The organism is Nocardia sp. NPDC088792, from assembly GCF_044750615.1.
Classification (GTDB): domain Bacteria; phylum Actinomycetota; class Actinomycetes; order Mycobacteriales; family Mycobacteriaceae; genus Nocardia.
Genome location: NZ_JBIVKC010000001.1, coordinates 1,104,653 through 1,117,212 on the forward strand (window position 1 = coordinate 1,104,653; position 12,560 = coordinate 1,117,212).

Consider the following 12,560-nt stretch of genomic DNA (forward strand, 5'->3'; position numbering starts at 1 on the left):
CGCGAGCACACGACCAGGAGTCGACCGATGACCATCGCCGAACCGACCAGGCGCCCTGCCCTGGTCGCCGCCATACGCGCGATTGCCGCACTCACGGTGGTCGGTAGCGCGGCCGCCGCGACGACGCTGACCGTGCGCGCCGACGAACGGGTTTCGACCGTTGTCGCGGCCGAACAGCCCACTACCGCAGCCGCTTCCACACCCGGCCGGGTGACCGTGGCGCCCGCACCGGTTCCGGACGGTTCGCCGCAGGCCGCGGGCGGTCCCGCGGCGGGTGCACCGGCGCCGAATGCCACTGCGCCGCAGAGCGCGGCTCCCATTGCGGGTGGCCCGGCGCCGAGCAATGCCGTGCCGCTCGGCGGCGCCGGTGTACCGGCCGCCGCCGTTCCGCTCGGTGGTGGCGGTGCACCCAGCAGCTCCGTCCCGATCGGCGGCGGGGGCGCGCCTGCCAGCTCTGTTCCTTTGGGTCAGGGTGGCGGACCGGCGAACGCTACGCCGCTGGCTCCCGGTGCGGCACCGAACAGTTCGGTGCCCATCGGTCCGGGTAGTCCGTTCGCGGCCCAGACCGTGAATACGCAGCCCGCGTGCCCGCTGGGGTGGCCGGCGCCGAAGGAGCAGGGTGGGCTTGCTTCGTTGATCGGGTTGGCGCCGTTGGCGGGGCCGTTCTCGTCGGAGGCGTTCGCGCTGGGTTCGGTGTATCAGCCGATTCTGCAGTTGGTGGGTCCGGTGCTGGCGCAGATCGCTCCGGTGATCACGGCGAATCAGCCGTTGATCGATCCGATCATCACGCAGGTGCAGGGTGTGGAAGCGGTTGTGCTGGAGGCGATCCTGCCGTATTACGGGCCGTATCGGGGTCAGTTGATTGCCGCGGAAGGCGATTTCGCGAAGGCGATCGCCCCGGTGCTGGACAAGGTTTACAACAGTGAGGCGGCGTCCTGCTTCGTGGCGTGGCAGGGGCAGATCATCGATCAGGCCAAGGGTGGCCGCATCACCGTTGCGTCGCTTGCGCATCCGGGTCAGGTGGTCGATCTCGGGCCGGAGAAGTAGACGCGGTTCAGGCCGTGGGGCGTTTGGCTTTGGGGAGTTTGGCGACGATGGCCTCGTAGGAGAGGTCGATGAGTTCGCGGATCTCGTCGTCGGGGATCTTGCCACCGAGGTAGACACGGTTCCAGCCGAAGCGCCCGATGTAGTGGGATGACGAGACGTCGTCCGGGTAGATGCGGACCAGTTCGTCGGCTTCTTCGCGATTGCGGCCGCATTTCAGGCCGACGGACTCCCCGTCGCCGATGAAGGCGAACACCTTGTCCCCGACCTTGGCGACAATGTCGCCCTCCCACGGTTCGTCCTGCCAGGCGCCCGGTTTGGTGAGGCAGTAGGCCAGTACGTCCATCGTGTCCTCCTCACCCCCGGTTTCGCTGTTCAGCGGGTACGAACGGCGAGTTTACCGGGGGCGCCGGCAGGAGCTAGACGGTCGCGGCAGCCGTTGCCCGCCGGGCCGCTGCGACGTAGGCGCCGATCATGATGGCCGCCGCACCGAGGACCGGTCCGGCCGCCGCGAACGGATTGCCGGGGCGCAGGGCCATGAGGAACGCCGCCGCGAGGGTCACGGCCGGTACTCCCCACCGAACAGCAGCGATGAGGGCGGGCCGGGTGTCGGCGGGATTGCGCAACCGGCGCAGGGTCCAGCCGGAGGCGGCCGCGATGAGGGCCGTGGAGATCACGCCCGCGGCCACCCACGGCCCGCCCTTGGCGCCGTCGGCCAGCACCAGCCCGCCGGTGATGAAGGTGAGCAGGGACAACCCCGGGATCCAGCGCAGGGTGGTGCGCAGTGCGCGGGTATCTGCGCCGGGTTCGCGGATGCGGCCGAGTTCGGCGCACTGGACGCCGACGAGGATGGTCAGGGCCAGCGCGATGGTGATGTGGACGGCGAGGATTATCGGGTGGGACATCTCGTTCTATCTCCTTGATGCTCTGCGGTTTTCGGTGGAGAAGGTCACTGCCGGCGCGCGGTCAGCAGCAGCCCTGGAATATCGCCGTCGGTGAGACCCGGGAGGCGCCCGAGCATGGCGATATGCCGCAGGGTGTCGACGGTCCAGCCGGATTCGAAGGCGGCGAGCAGCTCGTCCGGCGTGATCCGGCGCGGTCCGGGGCCGGCGGGCGCGCTGTCGGAGACCGCGAGAATATGCACGCGCGCACCAGCTTTGGTGACGCGGTGGAGTGCGTCGACGTACAGTTTGCGATCGGTTTCGTCGAAGACGTGGAACAGTCCGCTGTCCAGGACGGTGTCGAATCTGCCCTCGTATCCGGTCATTTCGCGGGCGTCGGCGGTGTCGAGGGTCAGTTCCAGCCCGCGGTCGGCGGCTTTCTGCCGGGCCAGTGCCAGCGCGGCCGGCGCCGCGTCGATGCCGGTGACGGTGTGCCCGCGGGCGACCAGGTACAGCGCGTTCTCGCCACTGCCACAGCCGATGTCGAGTACTTCGCCGCCGATCTCACCGGCTTCTTCGAGTTCGATGACGGCGGTTTGCGGTCGTCCGATGTCCCAGCCGGCGAGGCCGCGGTCGTCGGGTCGGCGGTTGCGGTAGGCGGTTTCGAAGAATTCGGCGGGTGGGTGTGGATCCGTCATGGGTGACCTCACTCAAAAGGTTCAAGTTCGTGAACAGTTCACATTATTGAACTAGTATGATGAGGGTGTCAATGGCCGAACGCGGCCGGAACCGGAGGTCGAGTGGAACCCGTCAGCGCAGCAGAGCAGCGCGAGCTGAAGGCCGTCGTGCCGATGATCTCGGCGCATTTCAAGCGCGCCCGATCCGACATGCCCGCATCCTTGCGCGAGGCTTTCGCGGCACACGGGTTGAGCCCCAGGCACGGCGCGGCGCTGGCCGCCGTGCTGTCGGCGGAGTCGATCAGCGTCAGTGAACTGGCCAAGCAGCTGGGCATCGGCCTCACGAATGCCAGCCAGATCACCGGCGACCTGACCAGAGCGGGCTGGCTGCAACGTGATCCGGATCCGGCCGATCACCGCCGGGTACTACTCTCCCTGCCGCCGGACCGGCGCGACGAGGTGAGCGGGTTCATCGACCGTCGCTCGGATTCCCTCCTGCGCGCCATGAGCCGGCTGACGGCCGGGGAGCGCGCAGGCTTCCTGGCCGGGCTGCGGGCGTGGCAGCGGGAACTGGAGCAGAGCTGAACCGGCGGCAGCCTGCGGTCAGACCGGCAGCAGCCGGCCGACCACCGTGGTGAGCTGCCGGGCATTGCGGCATTCGTGCATCTCGATGATGTCCGCGTACCGCTGCGCGGCGGAATCGCCGGTGCCCCACATCTTCTCGGCCTCGGGATTGAGCCAGTACGCGTGCTTGGCGGTGTCCACTAGTCGTTTCAGCGTGCCCAGCGCCGGATCACGATAGTTGGTGCGCCCGTCCCCGAGAATGAGCAGCGAGGTGCGGCTGGTGACCGCGTCGGGGAAGTCCGCGGCGAAACCCTCCAGCGCGGAACCGTAATCGGAATGCCCCTCGATACCGACGACCTTGGTCTCGGTGAAGATCCGCTTGGTGATCTGATCCAGCGGCGTCACCGAATCGAAGATCTGCGTCACCTCGTCCACCCGGTCCACGAAGGCGAAGATCCGGACTCGCGAGAACTGTTCACGCAGCGCGTTCACCAAGAGCATGGTGAAGCTGGAGAACCCGGCCACCGAGCCCGAGATATCGCACACCAGCACCAGATCCGGGCGGCCCGGTCGCGGTTTGCGGGTCACCAGATTGACCGGTACGCCGCCGGTGGACATGGATTTGCGCATGGTCTTGCGCAGGTCGATCTCGCCGCGGCGGGAGCGACGGCGGCGAGCGGCCAAGCGGGAGGCCAGGACTCGGGCCAGGCGCTGACTGCTGCGACGCAGTTCGTCCAGTTCGTTCTGGGAGATGCGCAGGAAGTCGGCGTCCTCGGCCTGCCGGGCCACCCCGTAGGTGGCGACGCGTTCGCGGCCGACGCGTTCGGCGACGCGGCGGCGGGTCTCGGCCTCGACGGTGCCGCGGAAGGATTTGATGCGATCGCGGGCGGAACGGCGGGCCACCTCGGAGTCGAAGTCGGTGGCGTCCATACCGGCGGTGAGCCCGGCGATGATCCGGCTGACCAGAATCTCCGGCTGCAGATCCTTGAGCGTCTGATACGCGGAGAAGGACGGCCCGCCCGCCGCGTTGTACTGCCCCAGCTGCTCGACCATCTGCGCGGCGAGGGCCTGCAATTGCTGCGCCTGCTCCGGAGACGGATCCTGCATGAGCATTTCGGCCAGCAGCTTGCGCAGTTCGATGATGTCGACCGAACCGTCGGGCCGCTGCGGGATCTCGACCTCGTCGGCCCCGATACGTTCCCCGAGCGCGGCCGGGAACCAGAGGTCGAACATGCCGTCGAAGGTGCTGCGCTGGGTGGTGCGGCGCAGCAGTGCGCAGGCCAGACCCTCGCGCAGGGCTTCGCGGTCCATCAGGTCGAGGACGGTGAGAACCTGTCCGGCGTCGACGGTTTCGGACGGTCCGACCGGAATTCCCCGGCCGCGCAGGGCTTCCACGAAGCCGACCAGATGCCCGGAGAGCCCGTGCTCTGCCGTCGGCCCCGGTACGGCCGCGGATTTCCCTGCGGGCGTGCCGGTCACCGCCCGCACGGCCGCCGAGACCAGGCCGCGCGGGTTGTTCGAACCGCCGGCCATGTCAGGCCAGCTTCAGCTCGTTGAGTGCGCGCACGTGGTCGGCCTGATGCTTGAGCACCACGCCGAGGGTGGCGCGCACCGTCTTGTCGTCGAGATCCTTCGCACTCAAGGCGAGCAGCGTGCGCGCCCAGTCGATGGACTCGGCCACCGACGGCAGCTTCTTGAGCTGCATGCCGCGCAGCACATGCACGATCCGCACGAGTTGCGCGGCCACCGCGGGCTTGAGTTCGGGCACCCGGGACGCCAGGATGCGGCGTTCCAGTTCCTCGTCCGGGAAGTCGATGTGCAGGTAGAGGCAGCGTCGCTTCAGCGCTTCCGAAAGTTCGCGGGTGGCATTGGAAGTCAGCACCACGAACGGTTTGCGGGTGGCGGTGATGGTGCCGAGTTCCGGCACGGTGACCGAGAAGTCGGACAGCACCTCGAGCAGCAGACCCTCGATCTCGACGTCGGCCTTGTCGGTCTCGTCGATGAGCAGCACGGTGGGTTCGCTGCGGCGGATGGCGGTCAGCAGCGGGCGTTCGAGGAGGAATTCCTCGGTGAAGACGTCGGCTTTGGTGTCCGCCCAATTGTTTTCGGAGCCGGCCTGGATGCGCAGGATCTGCTTGGCATGGTTCCACTCGTAGAGGGCGCGGGCCTCGTCGACGCCTTCGTAGCATTGCAGGCGGATCAGTTCGGCGCCCGCCACCTCGGCGACGGCCTTGGACAGTTCGGTCTTGCCGACGCCCGCGGGGCCCTCGACGAGCAGGGGCTTGCCGAGCCGGTCGGCGAGGAAAACCGAAGTGGCGGTGGCCTTGTCGGCCAGGTAGCCGGTGCCGGCGAGACGTTCGATCACATCGTCGACCGACGAGAAGATCGGCTCCTGGTTCGGTGCGGTGGTAGCGGCCACGCGCCCTTCCTTCCTTCGAAAAGCTTTGTTACACGGGCCGGATCTGGCCGTCGCCCCACACGATCCACTTGGTGGAGGTGAGTTCCGGCAGCCCCATGGGGCCGCGCGCGTGCAGTTTCTGGGTGGAGATGCCGATTTCGGCGCCGAACCCGAACTGCTCACCGTCGGTGAAGGCGGTGGAGGCGTTGACCATGACCGCGGCGGCATCGACGCGGCTGGTGAATTCGCGGGCGGCCTTCAGGTCGCCGGTGACGATGGCCTCGGTGTGGCCGGTGCCCCATTCGGTGATGTGCTCGACGGCGGCGTCCAGGTCGTCGACGACCTTGAGCGCGATATCCAGCGAGAGGTATTCGTCGGCCCAGTCGGTGTCGGTGGCCGGGACCAGTCCGGGCAGATCGCCGTGGATGGTGACGCCCTTGTCCTCGAGAGCCTTGATCAACCGCGGGACGGCGGTATCGGCGATGGCCTTGTCGATGAGGACGGTCTCGGCGGTATTGCACACGCTGGGACGCCGGGTCTTGGCGTTGATCAGGATGTTCTCGGCCATCTCGAGATCCGCGTCGCGGTGCACGAAGATATGGCAGTTGCCGGTGCCGGTTTCGATGGTGGGCACCAGGGCATCGCGCACGACCGCATTGATGAGGCCCGCGCCGCCGCGCGGAATGACCACGTCGACCAGTCCGCGCGCCTGGATCAGGTGCGTGACGCTGGAACGGTCCTCGGCGGGCAGCAGTTGCACCGCGTCGGCCGGGATGTCCTGCGCCGCAAGCGCTTCCCGCAGCACGGCGACCAGGGCCGCATTGGACCGGGCGGCCGAGGAGGAGCCGCGCAGCAGGGCGGCGTTACCGGACTTCAGGGCCAGCCCGAACGCGTCCACGGTGACGTTCGGCCGCGCCTCGTACACCATGCCGACCACGCCCAGCGGTACTCGCACCTGGCGGATCTCCAGGCCGTTGGGGAGCGTGGAACCGCGCACCACCACACCCACGGGATCCGGCAGCCCGGCCACCTGGCGCAGGCCGGAGGCGATGCCGTCGATGCGGGAATCGCTCAGCCGCAGCCGGTCCAGCTGCGCTTCCGCGGTGCCCGCGGCGCGGGCGATCTCGATGTCCTCGGTATTGGCGCCGAGAATGGCGTCCTTTGCGCCGAGCAGCGCGTCGGCGGCGGCGTGCAGGGCCGCATCCTTCTGCGCGGTGGTGAGCTGCGCGAGGGTGCGCGAAGCAACCCGGGCCCGGCGCGCCGCATCGTGCACCACCTCGCGGACGCTGTCCAGGTCGGTGGCAGTTCCTGCTGTCATGGGTACAGATTACTGACCGGTCGGCAATAGGCGACGGCGCGGATGCCTCTCGGCCTCCGCGAGGGCCGGGCCGGTTCGCTGGGAGCGGACGGCTCGCCCCGAGGCCCGGTTCGCCCGGTAGGTGTCGGCTTGCCCCGCTACCGTGTGGTCATGACCGCGAGCATTCGGTTGTCATCCGCTTCCGGCCGTTGGGTTCTGCTGGCCACCGTCCTCGGTTCGGGGATGGCCATGTTGGACGCGACCGTCGTGAATGTGGCGCTGCCACGCATCGGTGACGAATTCGGCGCCTCCATGGCCGGATTGCAATGGACGGTGAACGCCTACACGCTCACGCTGGCGGGGCTGATCCTGCTGGGCGGTTCGCTCGGGGACCGGTTCGGGCGGCGCAAGATCTTCCTGATCGGGGTGGTGTGGTTCGCCGTCGCCTCGGCCTTGTGCGGTGCGGCGCAGGATGTTTCGATGCTCATCGCCGCGCGAGCGCTGCAGGGGGTGGGCGGGGCGCTGCTGACGCCCGGATCGCTGGCCATCATTCAAGCGTCGTTCCAGCCGGAGGATCGGGCGCGCGCCGTGGGCGCCTGGTCCGGGCTGGGCGGTGTCGCCGGCGCGATCGGGCCGTTCCTGGGCGGCTGGCTGGTGGAGGCGGCCGGCTGGCGCTGGGTGTTCCTGCTCAATATTCCACTGGCCGTGGTGGTGCTCGCGGTGACCGTGCGGCATGTGCCGGAAACCTATGACTCCCAGGCGCGCGGGAAGTTCGATGTGCGGGGCGCGGCACTCGCGGCGCTGTGCCTGGCCGGAATCACCTACGCGCTCACCATGGCTCCGGAGAAGGACACGAATCTGACACTGGTGTGGGGCAGTGCGATCGCCGGTGTCGGGGCGGGCGTGTGGTTCGTGTTCACCGAGCGGCGGCGGTCCCGGCCCGCGCACGATCCGTCCGCCATGCTGCCGGTGGATGTGTTCGCGTCCAAGCAGTTCACGGCGATCAATGTGGTGACGTTCGTGATGTACGGGGCCATGAGCGTGGTGTTCTTCCTGCTGGTGCTGACCCTGCAGGTGGTGGCGGGCTTCAAGCCCATCGCGGCGGGCACGGCCATGCTGCCGGTGACGGTGCTCATGCTGCTGTTCTCGGCGCGGTCCGGGGCGCTGGCGCAGCGCATCGGCCCGCGACTGCCCATCACGCTCGGCGTACTGCTGGCGGCGGGCGGCATGCTGCTCATGACCCGCATCAGCACGCACACCGATTACGTGACCGTGGTGCTGCCCGCCGCACTGGTTTTCGGCGCCGGGCTCACCCTGGCGGTCGCGCCGCTCACCGCGACAGTGCTGGCCACCGCCGACGAACGGCATGCCGGAGTGGCTTCCGGCGTCAACAATGCGGTGGCCCGCGCCGCCGGTTTGCTTGCGGTAGCGGCGATTCCGCCGCTGACCGGACTCACCGGCGCGGCCTACACCCATCCCGCCGACTTCCAGCACGGTTTCCGCATGGCCCTGCTGGTGTGCGCCGTCCTCATGGTGGCCGCGGCCGTACTGGCCTTCACGACCGTGCGCAACGACGCCCTGCGCACCGCCCCGCCCTCCGCCGAACCCGAATGCCGCATCAATTGCCCGGTGGCCGCCCCGCCCCTGGAACCAGCGCACAACGCACCGACCGAAAGCGAGCGATGATGACCGACGCGAAGACCGATGCACAGCAACCGGAACCGACCATCACCCAGGTCACCGACACCGCCCCGCAGTACTACCGCATCGACGTCGCCGGCGAGCGCGCCGGCCTGACGGAGTACGTGGACAACGCCCGCCAGCGCATCTTCTTCCACACGGAAATCGACCCCCGCTTCGCCGGCCGCGGCCTCGCGAGCCGCCTCATCCGCGCCGCCCTCACCGACACCCGCAAGGCCGGCCGCCGCATAGTCCCCATCTGCCCCTTCGTCGCCGACTACGTCCAGAAGCACCACGACTTCGACGACATCCTCGACCCGGTCACCCCGCAGGCCCGCGCCACCGTCGAAAGCGCGCTGGGCTGAGCGGCTCTCACGCGCGCCGGCCGGTCCGCGCCCGCTCAGCGCTGCTCAGCGCATGCCCGCGACGTGATAGTCGCCGGGAGTATGGCCGAGGGTCTTCCGATAGACGTCGATGAAGGCGCTCGGGGTGGCCCAGCCGCACCGGTGCGCCACCGCGGTGACCGCCGCACCGCCCGCCAGTAGTTGCACGGCCCGGTGCAGACGCAGCTGGGTTCGCCACTGCGGGTAGGTCATCGCGAATTCACTGCGGAACAAACGGGTCAGGGTGCGCTCCCCCGCACCGACGACCCGGCCCAGTTCGGGCAGCGTCCATTGCACGGTCAGATCCTCCGCGACCAGATCGCAGGTGCGGCGTAGCCGATCATCCTGGGCGGCCGGAAGCCGCAGCGGCTCTTCGGGACTCCGATCCAGCTGATCGAGCAGCACCTGACGCAGCCGCTCGACCTCGTTCGCGGGCAGATCGCGCGGATCGGAGCAGACGATGATCAGCTCACGCAGCAGCGGCTGGACGCTGATCACCGCGGGCGTCCGGCGATGCGGGAGCCGCTCGGGCGGAAACGCCACCGTGTGAAATCGGGTGGGCCCGTAGAAATCGTGCTCGTGCCAGCAGCCCGCCGGAATCCAGATGGCGCGGTCGCCGGGCGCGATCCAGTGCCCCGCATCGGTATGCACCTCTGCCGCACCGGAACTCGTATAGACAATCTGGTCCTCGGCATGCCGATGCCGATCGATGCGCGCCCCCGCCGGCAACCGCTGAGCCGAGGTGGCCTTGGCATCGTGCTGCGCGGCGGCCGAATTGTGGCGGAATTCCGACATGGATTGGCATTTTATCGGAAGTAAGCCACGGTCCGGATTTCTACGCTCTTTCCTGAGAGTCGAGAGGAGGACCGGTCATGGTGAATGTTCGAGCGGAATCAGCGGCGGTCGAGCGGGTCGAATCGGCGTGGAATCGGATGCGGTACTGGGCTATTGCGCATGCTGTCGACGATTTCTATCAGGGTTTGGTGCCGGCGAGTATTCCGTTCTTCGTGCTGGAGCGGCACTACAGCTATGTCGGAGCCTCGGGTCTCGCGCTGGCTGCCACGCTGGGTAGTGCGCTGCCGCAACCGCTGCTCGGGATGCTGGCCGATCGGCGGCGGATGCCGTGGATGGCGCCGGCCGGGTTGGCGCTCGCCGGGATCGGCGCGGGATCGGCCGGGCTCGCGCCCGGTTATGCGCTGGTGTGGGTGCTATTGCTGTTGTCCGGTCTGGGCGTCGCGGCATTCCATCCTGCGGCGGGGCGCGATGCTCGCCGCGATGCGGGTGACAGCGCGGCGGCCATGAGTTTGTTCGCGGCCGGCGGCAGTGTCGGATTCTTCCTCGCTCCCGCACTGGCCACTCCGGCCTTGGACATGCTGGGCGTCGGTGCGACGGCACTGTTCCTGCCGCCGGCGGTGCTGATGGGTTTCGTGCTGTGGCGGTATCAGCGGCGGCGGATTCAGGAGACGGCTGCCGCCAAGGTGATCGGCGGCCATGACCGCTGGGCGCCGTTCGCACTGCTCACCGCGGTGGAGGTGGCGCGCTCGACGATCTTCTTCGGCATGAACACCTTCATCGCTCTGTTCTGGATCAAGCACCTCGGTGCGTCTCCGGCCATGGGTGGCGCGGCCTTGACCGCCTTCCTGGTCGGTGGCGTTCTGGGGACGTTGAGCGGTGGCCGCCTGGCCGATCGCTTCGGGATGGTGCGCACCATCCAGATAGGTAGTGCCGCACTGATTCCCGCCTCGATCGCGGTCCGCCTCGCTCCCTCACCGCTCTGGGGCCTCCCCTTGGCCGTCCTGGCGGGTATCACCGCCAACATTCCGTTCGCCGTCCTGGTGAAGCTCGGCCAGGACTACCTGCCCACCCGCCCCGGCACCGCCGCGGGCGTCACCCTCGGCCTGGCGGTCAGCGCCGGCGGCCTGTTCGTCCCGATCTTCGGCGCCCTGGCCGACGGCCACGGCCCGCAAGCAGCCATCACCGCTGTCTGCTGCCTCCCGATCCTCGCCCTGACCCTGGCCTTCTTCCTCCCGAGCCCCTTGCCTCACAACCAGAAGACCGTCACTTCCGAATGAGCGCGGTGAGTGCTGCCGCGTCGAGGAGCCGAGCGGTACCGGTTTGCAGGGGCGCGAGGTCGACGTCGCGATTCGGGATGGTGTCGTGGAGGACGTCGGCGCCGTGGATGCGGTCCAGCCGGAAGCCCCTCAGGTCGTTGCGCATTCGGCACCAGGCGTAGAGCTGCCAGTGGTCGCCGATGAGGAGGGCGAGGGGTTCTACGATCCGGTCGGTCGGATTGCCGTGACGGTCGGTGTATTCCAGGCGCAGCACCCGGCGGCGGAGCAGGGCTTCCAGCACTTCCGGTGGCACGGCAAACGACTCACCGGACGGCAGGCGGATCCGGTCGCTCAGACTGGTGGACAGCGCCTCGTCACCATCGGTGAGCAGCTCCAGTACCTTGCGGGCGGCGGTGCGTGCCGCAGCCGCGAAAGGTGTTCCGGCCAGACGGGGTAGCGCCGCCAGGAGCGCGGTGGCCTCGGTGGCGGTGAGCTCGAGTGGGCGGAGCGGACGATCGGGGTCGAGAACCTGACCGGAGTCTGCGGCGCGATCGGAGTCCGCGGGGCGACCGGCGTCGGAGGGGTGACCGGGGGCAGGGGCGTGGCGAGGGCGGGTGTCCGGGGGCCGCTCGGTGCTGCTCACTCTTCGATTGTGACGCGGAGGGGCGACACGTTCGAGGGGGCGGGGATTGGGGTGGGGGTCGTCTAGGGTCCGGGGCATGGCGCGAATTGTGGTGGTGGGCAGCATCAATATGGATTTGGTGACGACGGTGGGGCGGCGGCCGGAGCCGGGCGAGACTGTCAATGGGGAGGGGTTCGCGCTGGTGCCGGGCGGGAAAGGGTCGAATCAGGCGATTGCCGCGCGGAAGGCGGGGGCCGAGGTGGAGTTCGTGGGGGCGGTCGGGGCGGATGTGTTCGCGGACGCCTTGCGCGGGGTGTTGCGGGATGCGGGCGTGGGGGTTTCGCGGCTGCGGACGGTGGACGGTCCGAGTGGGATCGCGGCCATTGTGGTGGACGGCGAGGGTGAGAACACGATCATCGTGGTGGGTGGGGCCAATTCCCGGATGACCGCCCTGGAGGCGGCGGATCTGGATGTGCTCGCGGCGGCCGATGTGCTCATGTGCCAGCTGGAGATTCCGGTGCCGACAGTGCTGGCGGCCGCCCGGCATGCGCACGCGCACGAGACGACGGTCATGCTGAATCCGTCGCCGGTGCGCGAGCTGCCGCCGGAGCTGTGGGCGCAGATCGACGTGGCGGTGGTCAACGAAGGTGAAGCGGCGCAGCTGGATTCGGTCCTGGCCGGAGTGCCGCACGTGATCACCACCCGCGGCGCGGCGGGCGCCGCCTATCGCGGCCCGGACGGCAGCTCACTGACTCATCCGGGACTGCGAGTCGAAGTCGTGGACACCACCGGGGCGGGCGACACCTTCACCGGCGCCCTCGCCGCCCACTGGCACGAAGGCCCCGCGACAGCCCTGGCCTGGGCCTGCACCGCCGGCGCGCTGGCCACCACGAAACTCGGTGCGAGCGCCGCCATCCCGTCGCGCAAGGAAATCGAGCAAGCACTGCCCGCGCAGTCCTGATC

The 12,560-nt window shown here is 68.9% G+C and carries 14 protein-coding genes; 6 read left to right on the top strand and 8 right to left on the bottom strand.

Annotation, left to right across the window (positions count from 1 at the left end; translation table 11 throughout):
* Positions 1-27 precede the first annotated feature (27 nt).
* Positions 28-1,047, top strand: coding sequence for a hypothetical protein (locus tag ACIP5Y_RS05415; RefSeq protein ID WP_400347792.1), 1,020 nt, complete (start codon positions 28-30; stop codon positions 1,045-1,047).
* Between the two features lie 7 nt (positions 1,048-1,054).
* On the opposite strand, the gene ACIP5Y_RS05420 is transcribed toward ACIP5Y_RS05415, so the two are convergent.
* The 3 genes from ACIP5Y_RS05420 to ACIP5Y_RS05430 all read right to left on the bottom strand — a co-directional run bounded on the left by ACIP5Y_RS05420 (position 1,055) and on the right by ACIP5Y_RS05430 (position 2,623).
* Entirely contained in the window at positions 1,055-1,390 is a 336-nt protein-coding gene (locus ACIP5Y_RS05420; RefSeq protein ID WP_400347793.1) for an MmcQ/YjbR family DNA-binding protein, read from the bottom strand.
* Between the two features lie 73 nt (positions 1,391-1,463).
* Entirely contained in the window at positions 1,464-1,949 is a 486-nt protein-coding gene (locus tag ACIP5Y_RS05425) for a hypothetical protein (RefSeq protein ID WP_400347795.1), read from the bottom strand.
* Between the two features lie 44 nt (positions 1,950-1,993).
* On the bottom strand, positions 1,994-2,623 hold the full coding sequence (locus ACIP5Y_RS05430; protein ID WP_400347797.1) for a class I SAM-dependent methyltransferase: 630 nt from the start codon (positions 2,621-2,623) through the stop codon (positions 1,994-1,996).
* Between the two features lie 102 nt (positions 2,624-2,725).
* On the opposite strand from ACIP5Y_RS05430, the gene ACIP5Y_RS05435 reads away from it, so the two are divergent.
* Positions 2,726-3,187 (top strand): MarR family winged helix-turn-helix transcriptional regulator, encoded by a 462-nt coding sequence (locus ACIP5Y_RS05435; protein WP_400347799.1) that lies wholly within the window; start codon positions 2,726-2,728, stop codon positions 3,185-3,187.
* Between the two features lie 18 nt (positions 3,188-3,205).
* Here the strand turns inward: ACIP5Y_RS05435 and ACIP5Y_RS05440 are convergent, their stop codons facing one another.
* Genes ACIP5Y_RS05440 through ACIP5Y_RS05450 form a run of 3 tightly spaced genes read right to left on the bottom strand, consistent with a single transcriptional unit; the run spans position 3,206 to position 6,882 of the window.
* The gene (locus tag ACIP5Y_RS05440; RefSeq protein WP_400347801.1) at positions 3,206-4,699 is read right to left on the bottom strand and encodes a VWA domain-containing protein; all 1,494 of its coding nucleotides are present in this window, start codon (positions 4,697-4,699) and stop codon (positions 3,206-3,208) included.
* A 1-nt stretch (position 4,700) separates the two neighbouring features.
* Entirely contained in the window at positions 4,701-5,585 is an 885-nt protein-coding gene (locus ACIP5Y_RS05445) for an AAA family ATPase (RefSeq protein ID WP_400347803.1), read from the bottom strand.
* A gap of 28 nt (positions 5,586-5,613) precedes the next feature.
* Positions 5,614-6,882, bottom strand: a complete 1,269-nt coding sequence (locus ACIP5Y_RS05450) for a glutamate-5-semialdehyde dehydrogenase (protein ID WP_400347804.1) — start codon at positions 6,880-6,882, stop codon at positions 5,614-5,616.
* 150 nt (positions 6,883-7,032) lie between these two features.
* On the opposite strand from ACIP5Y_RS05450, the gene ACIP5Y_RS05455 reads away from it, so the two are divergent.
* Both ACIP5Y_RS05455 and ACIP5Y_RS05460 read left to right on the top strand, forming a co-directional pair.
* Positions 7,033-8,547, top strand: coding sequence for an MFS transporter (locus ACIP5Y_RS05455; RefSeq protein ID WP_400347806.1), 1,515 nt, complete (start codon positions 7,033-7,035; stop codon positions 8,545-8,547).
* Entirely contained in the window at positions 8,547-8,906 is a 360-nt protein-coding gene (locus tag ACIP5Y_RS05460) for a GNAT family N-acetyltransferase (protein WP_400347808.1), read from the top strand. The genes ACIP5Y_RS05455 and ACIP5Y_RS05460 overlap by 1 nt, the downstream gene beginning before the upstream one ends.
* Positions 8,907-8,951: 45 nt before the next feature.
* Here ACIP5Y_RS05460 and ACIP5Y_RS05465 read toward each other — a convergent pair whose 3' ends face one another.
* Positions 8,952-9,719 (bottom strand): AraC family transcriptional regulator, encoded by a 768-nt coding sequence (locus tag ACIP5Y_RS05465; protein ID WP_400347809.1) that lies wholly within the window; start codon positions 9,717-9,719, stop codon positions 8,952-8,954.
* Positions 9,720-9,796: 77 nt separating this feature from the next.
* Between ACIP5Y_RS05465 and ACIP5Y_RS05470 the strand changes: the two genes are divergently transcribed.
* A complete protein-coding gene (locus ACIP5Y_RS05470) occupies positions 9,797-10,996 on the top strand; it encodes an MFS transporter (RefSeq protein ID WP_400347811.1) in 1,200 nt (399 codons plus the stop codon).
* Here ACIP5Y_RS05470 and ACIP5Y_RS05475 read toward each other — a convergent pair.
* Positions 10,983-11,618: a helix-turn-helix transcriptional regulator gene (locus tag ACIP5Y_RS05475; RefSeq protein ID WP_400347813.1), complete on the bottom strand. Its 636-nt coding sequence runs from the start codon at positions 11,616-11,618 to the stop codon at positions 10,983-10,985. The two genes, ACIP5Y_RS05470 and ACIP5Y_RS05475, sit on opposite strands and share 14 nt — an antisense overlap.
* A gap of 76 nt (positions 11,619-11,694) precedes the next feature.
* Here ACIP5Y_RS05475 and ACIP5Y_RS05480 point away from each other — a divergent pair, with 76 nt between their 5' ends.
* Positions 11,695-12,558 carry a ribokinase gene (locus ACIP5Y_RS05480; RefSeq protein ID WP_400347814.1) on the top strand — a complete coding sequence of 288 codons (864 nt, stop codon included), beginning with the start codon at positions 11,695-11,697 and terminating at the stop codon, positions 12,556-12,558.
* Positions 12,559-12,560 lie beyond the last annotated feature (2 nt).

Excerpts from the sequence above, each read along its gene's own strand:
- ACIP5Y_RS05415 (WP_400347792.1), top strand. The coding sequence starts at position 28 with ATGACCATCGCCGAACCGACCAGGCGCCCTGCCCTGGTCGCCGCCATA.
- ACIP5Y_RS05420 (WP_400347793.1), bottom strand. The coding sequence starts at position 1,390 with ATGGACGTACTGGCCTACTGCCTCACCAAACCGGGCGCCTGGCAGGAC.
- ACIP5Y_RS05425 (WP_400347795.1), bottom strand. The coding sequence starts at position 1,949 with ATGTCCCACCCGATAATCCTCGCCGTCCACATCACCATCGCGCTGGCC.
- ACIP5Y_RS05430 (WP_400347797.1), bottom strand. The coding sequence starts at position 2,623 with ATGACGGATCCACACCCACCCGCCGAATTCTTCGAAACCGCCTACCGC.
- ACIP5Y_RS05440 (WP_400347801.1), bottom strand. The coding sequence starts at position 4,699 with ATGGCCGGCGGTTCGAACAACCCGCGCGGCCTGGTCTCGGCGGCCGTG.
- ACIP5Y_RS05450 (WP_400347804.1), bottom strand. The coding sequence starts at position 6,882 with ATGACAGCAGGAACTGCCACCGACCTGGACAGCGTCCGCGAGGTGGTG.
- ACIP5Y_RS05455 (WP_400347806.1), top strand. The coding sequence starts at position 7,033 with ATGACCGCGAGCATTCGGTTGTCATCCGCTTCCGGCCGTTGGGTTCTG.
- ACIP5Y_RS05460 (WP_400347808.1), top strand. The coding sequence starts at position 8,547 with ATGACCGACGCGAAGACCGATGCACAGCAACCGGAACCGACCATCACC.
- ACIP5Y_RS05465 (WP_400347809.1), bottom strand. The coding sequence starts at position 9,719 with ATGTCGGAATTCCGCCACAATTCGGCCGCCGCGCAGCACGATGCCAAG.
- ACIP5Y_RS05470 (WP_400347811.1), top strand. The coding sequence starts at position 9,797 with ATGGTGAATGTTCGAGCGGAATCAGCGGCGGTCGAGCGGGTCGAATCG.
- ACIP5Y_RS05480 (WP_400347814.1), top strand. The coding sequence starts at position 11,695 with ATGGCGCGAATTGTGGTGGTGGGCAGCATCAATATGGATTTGGTGACG.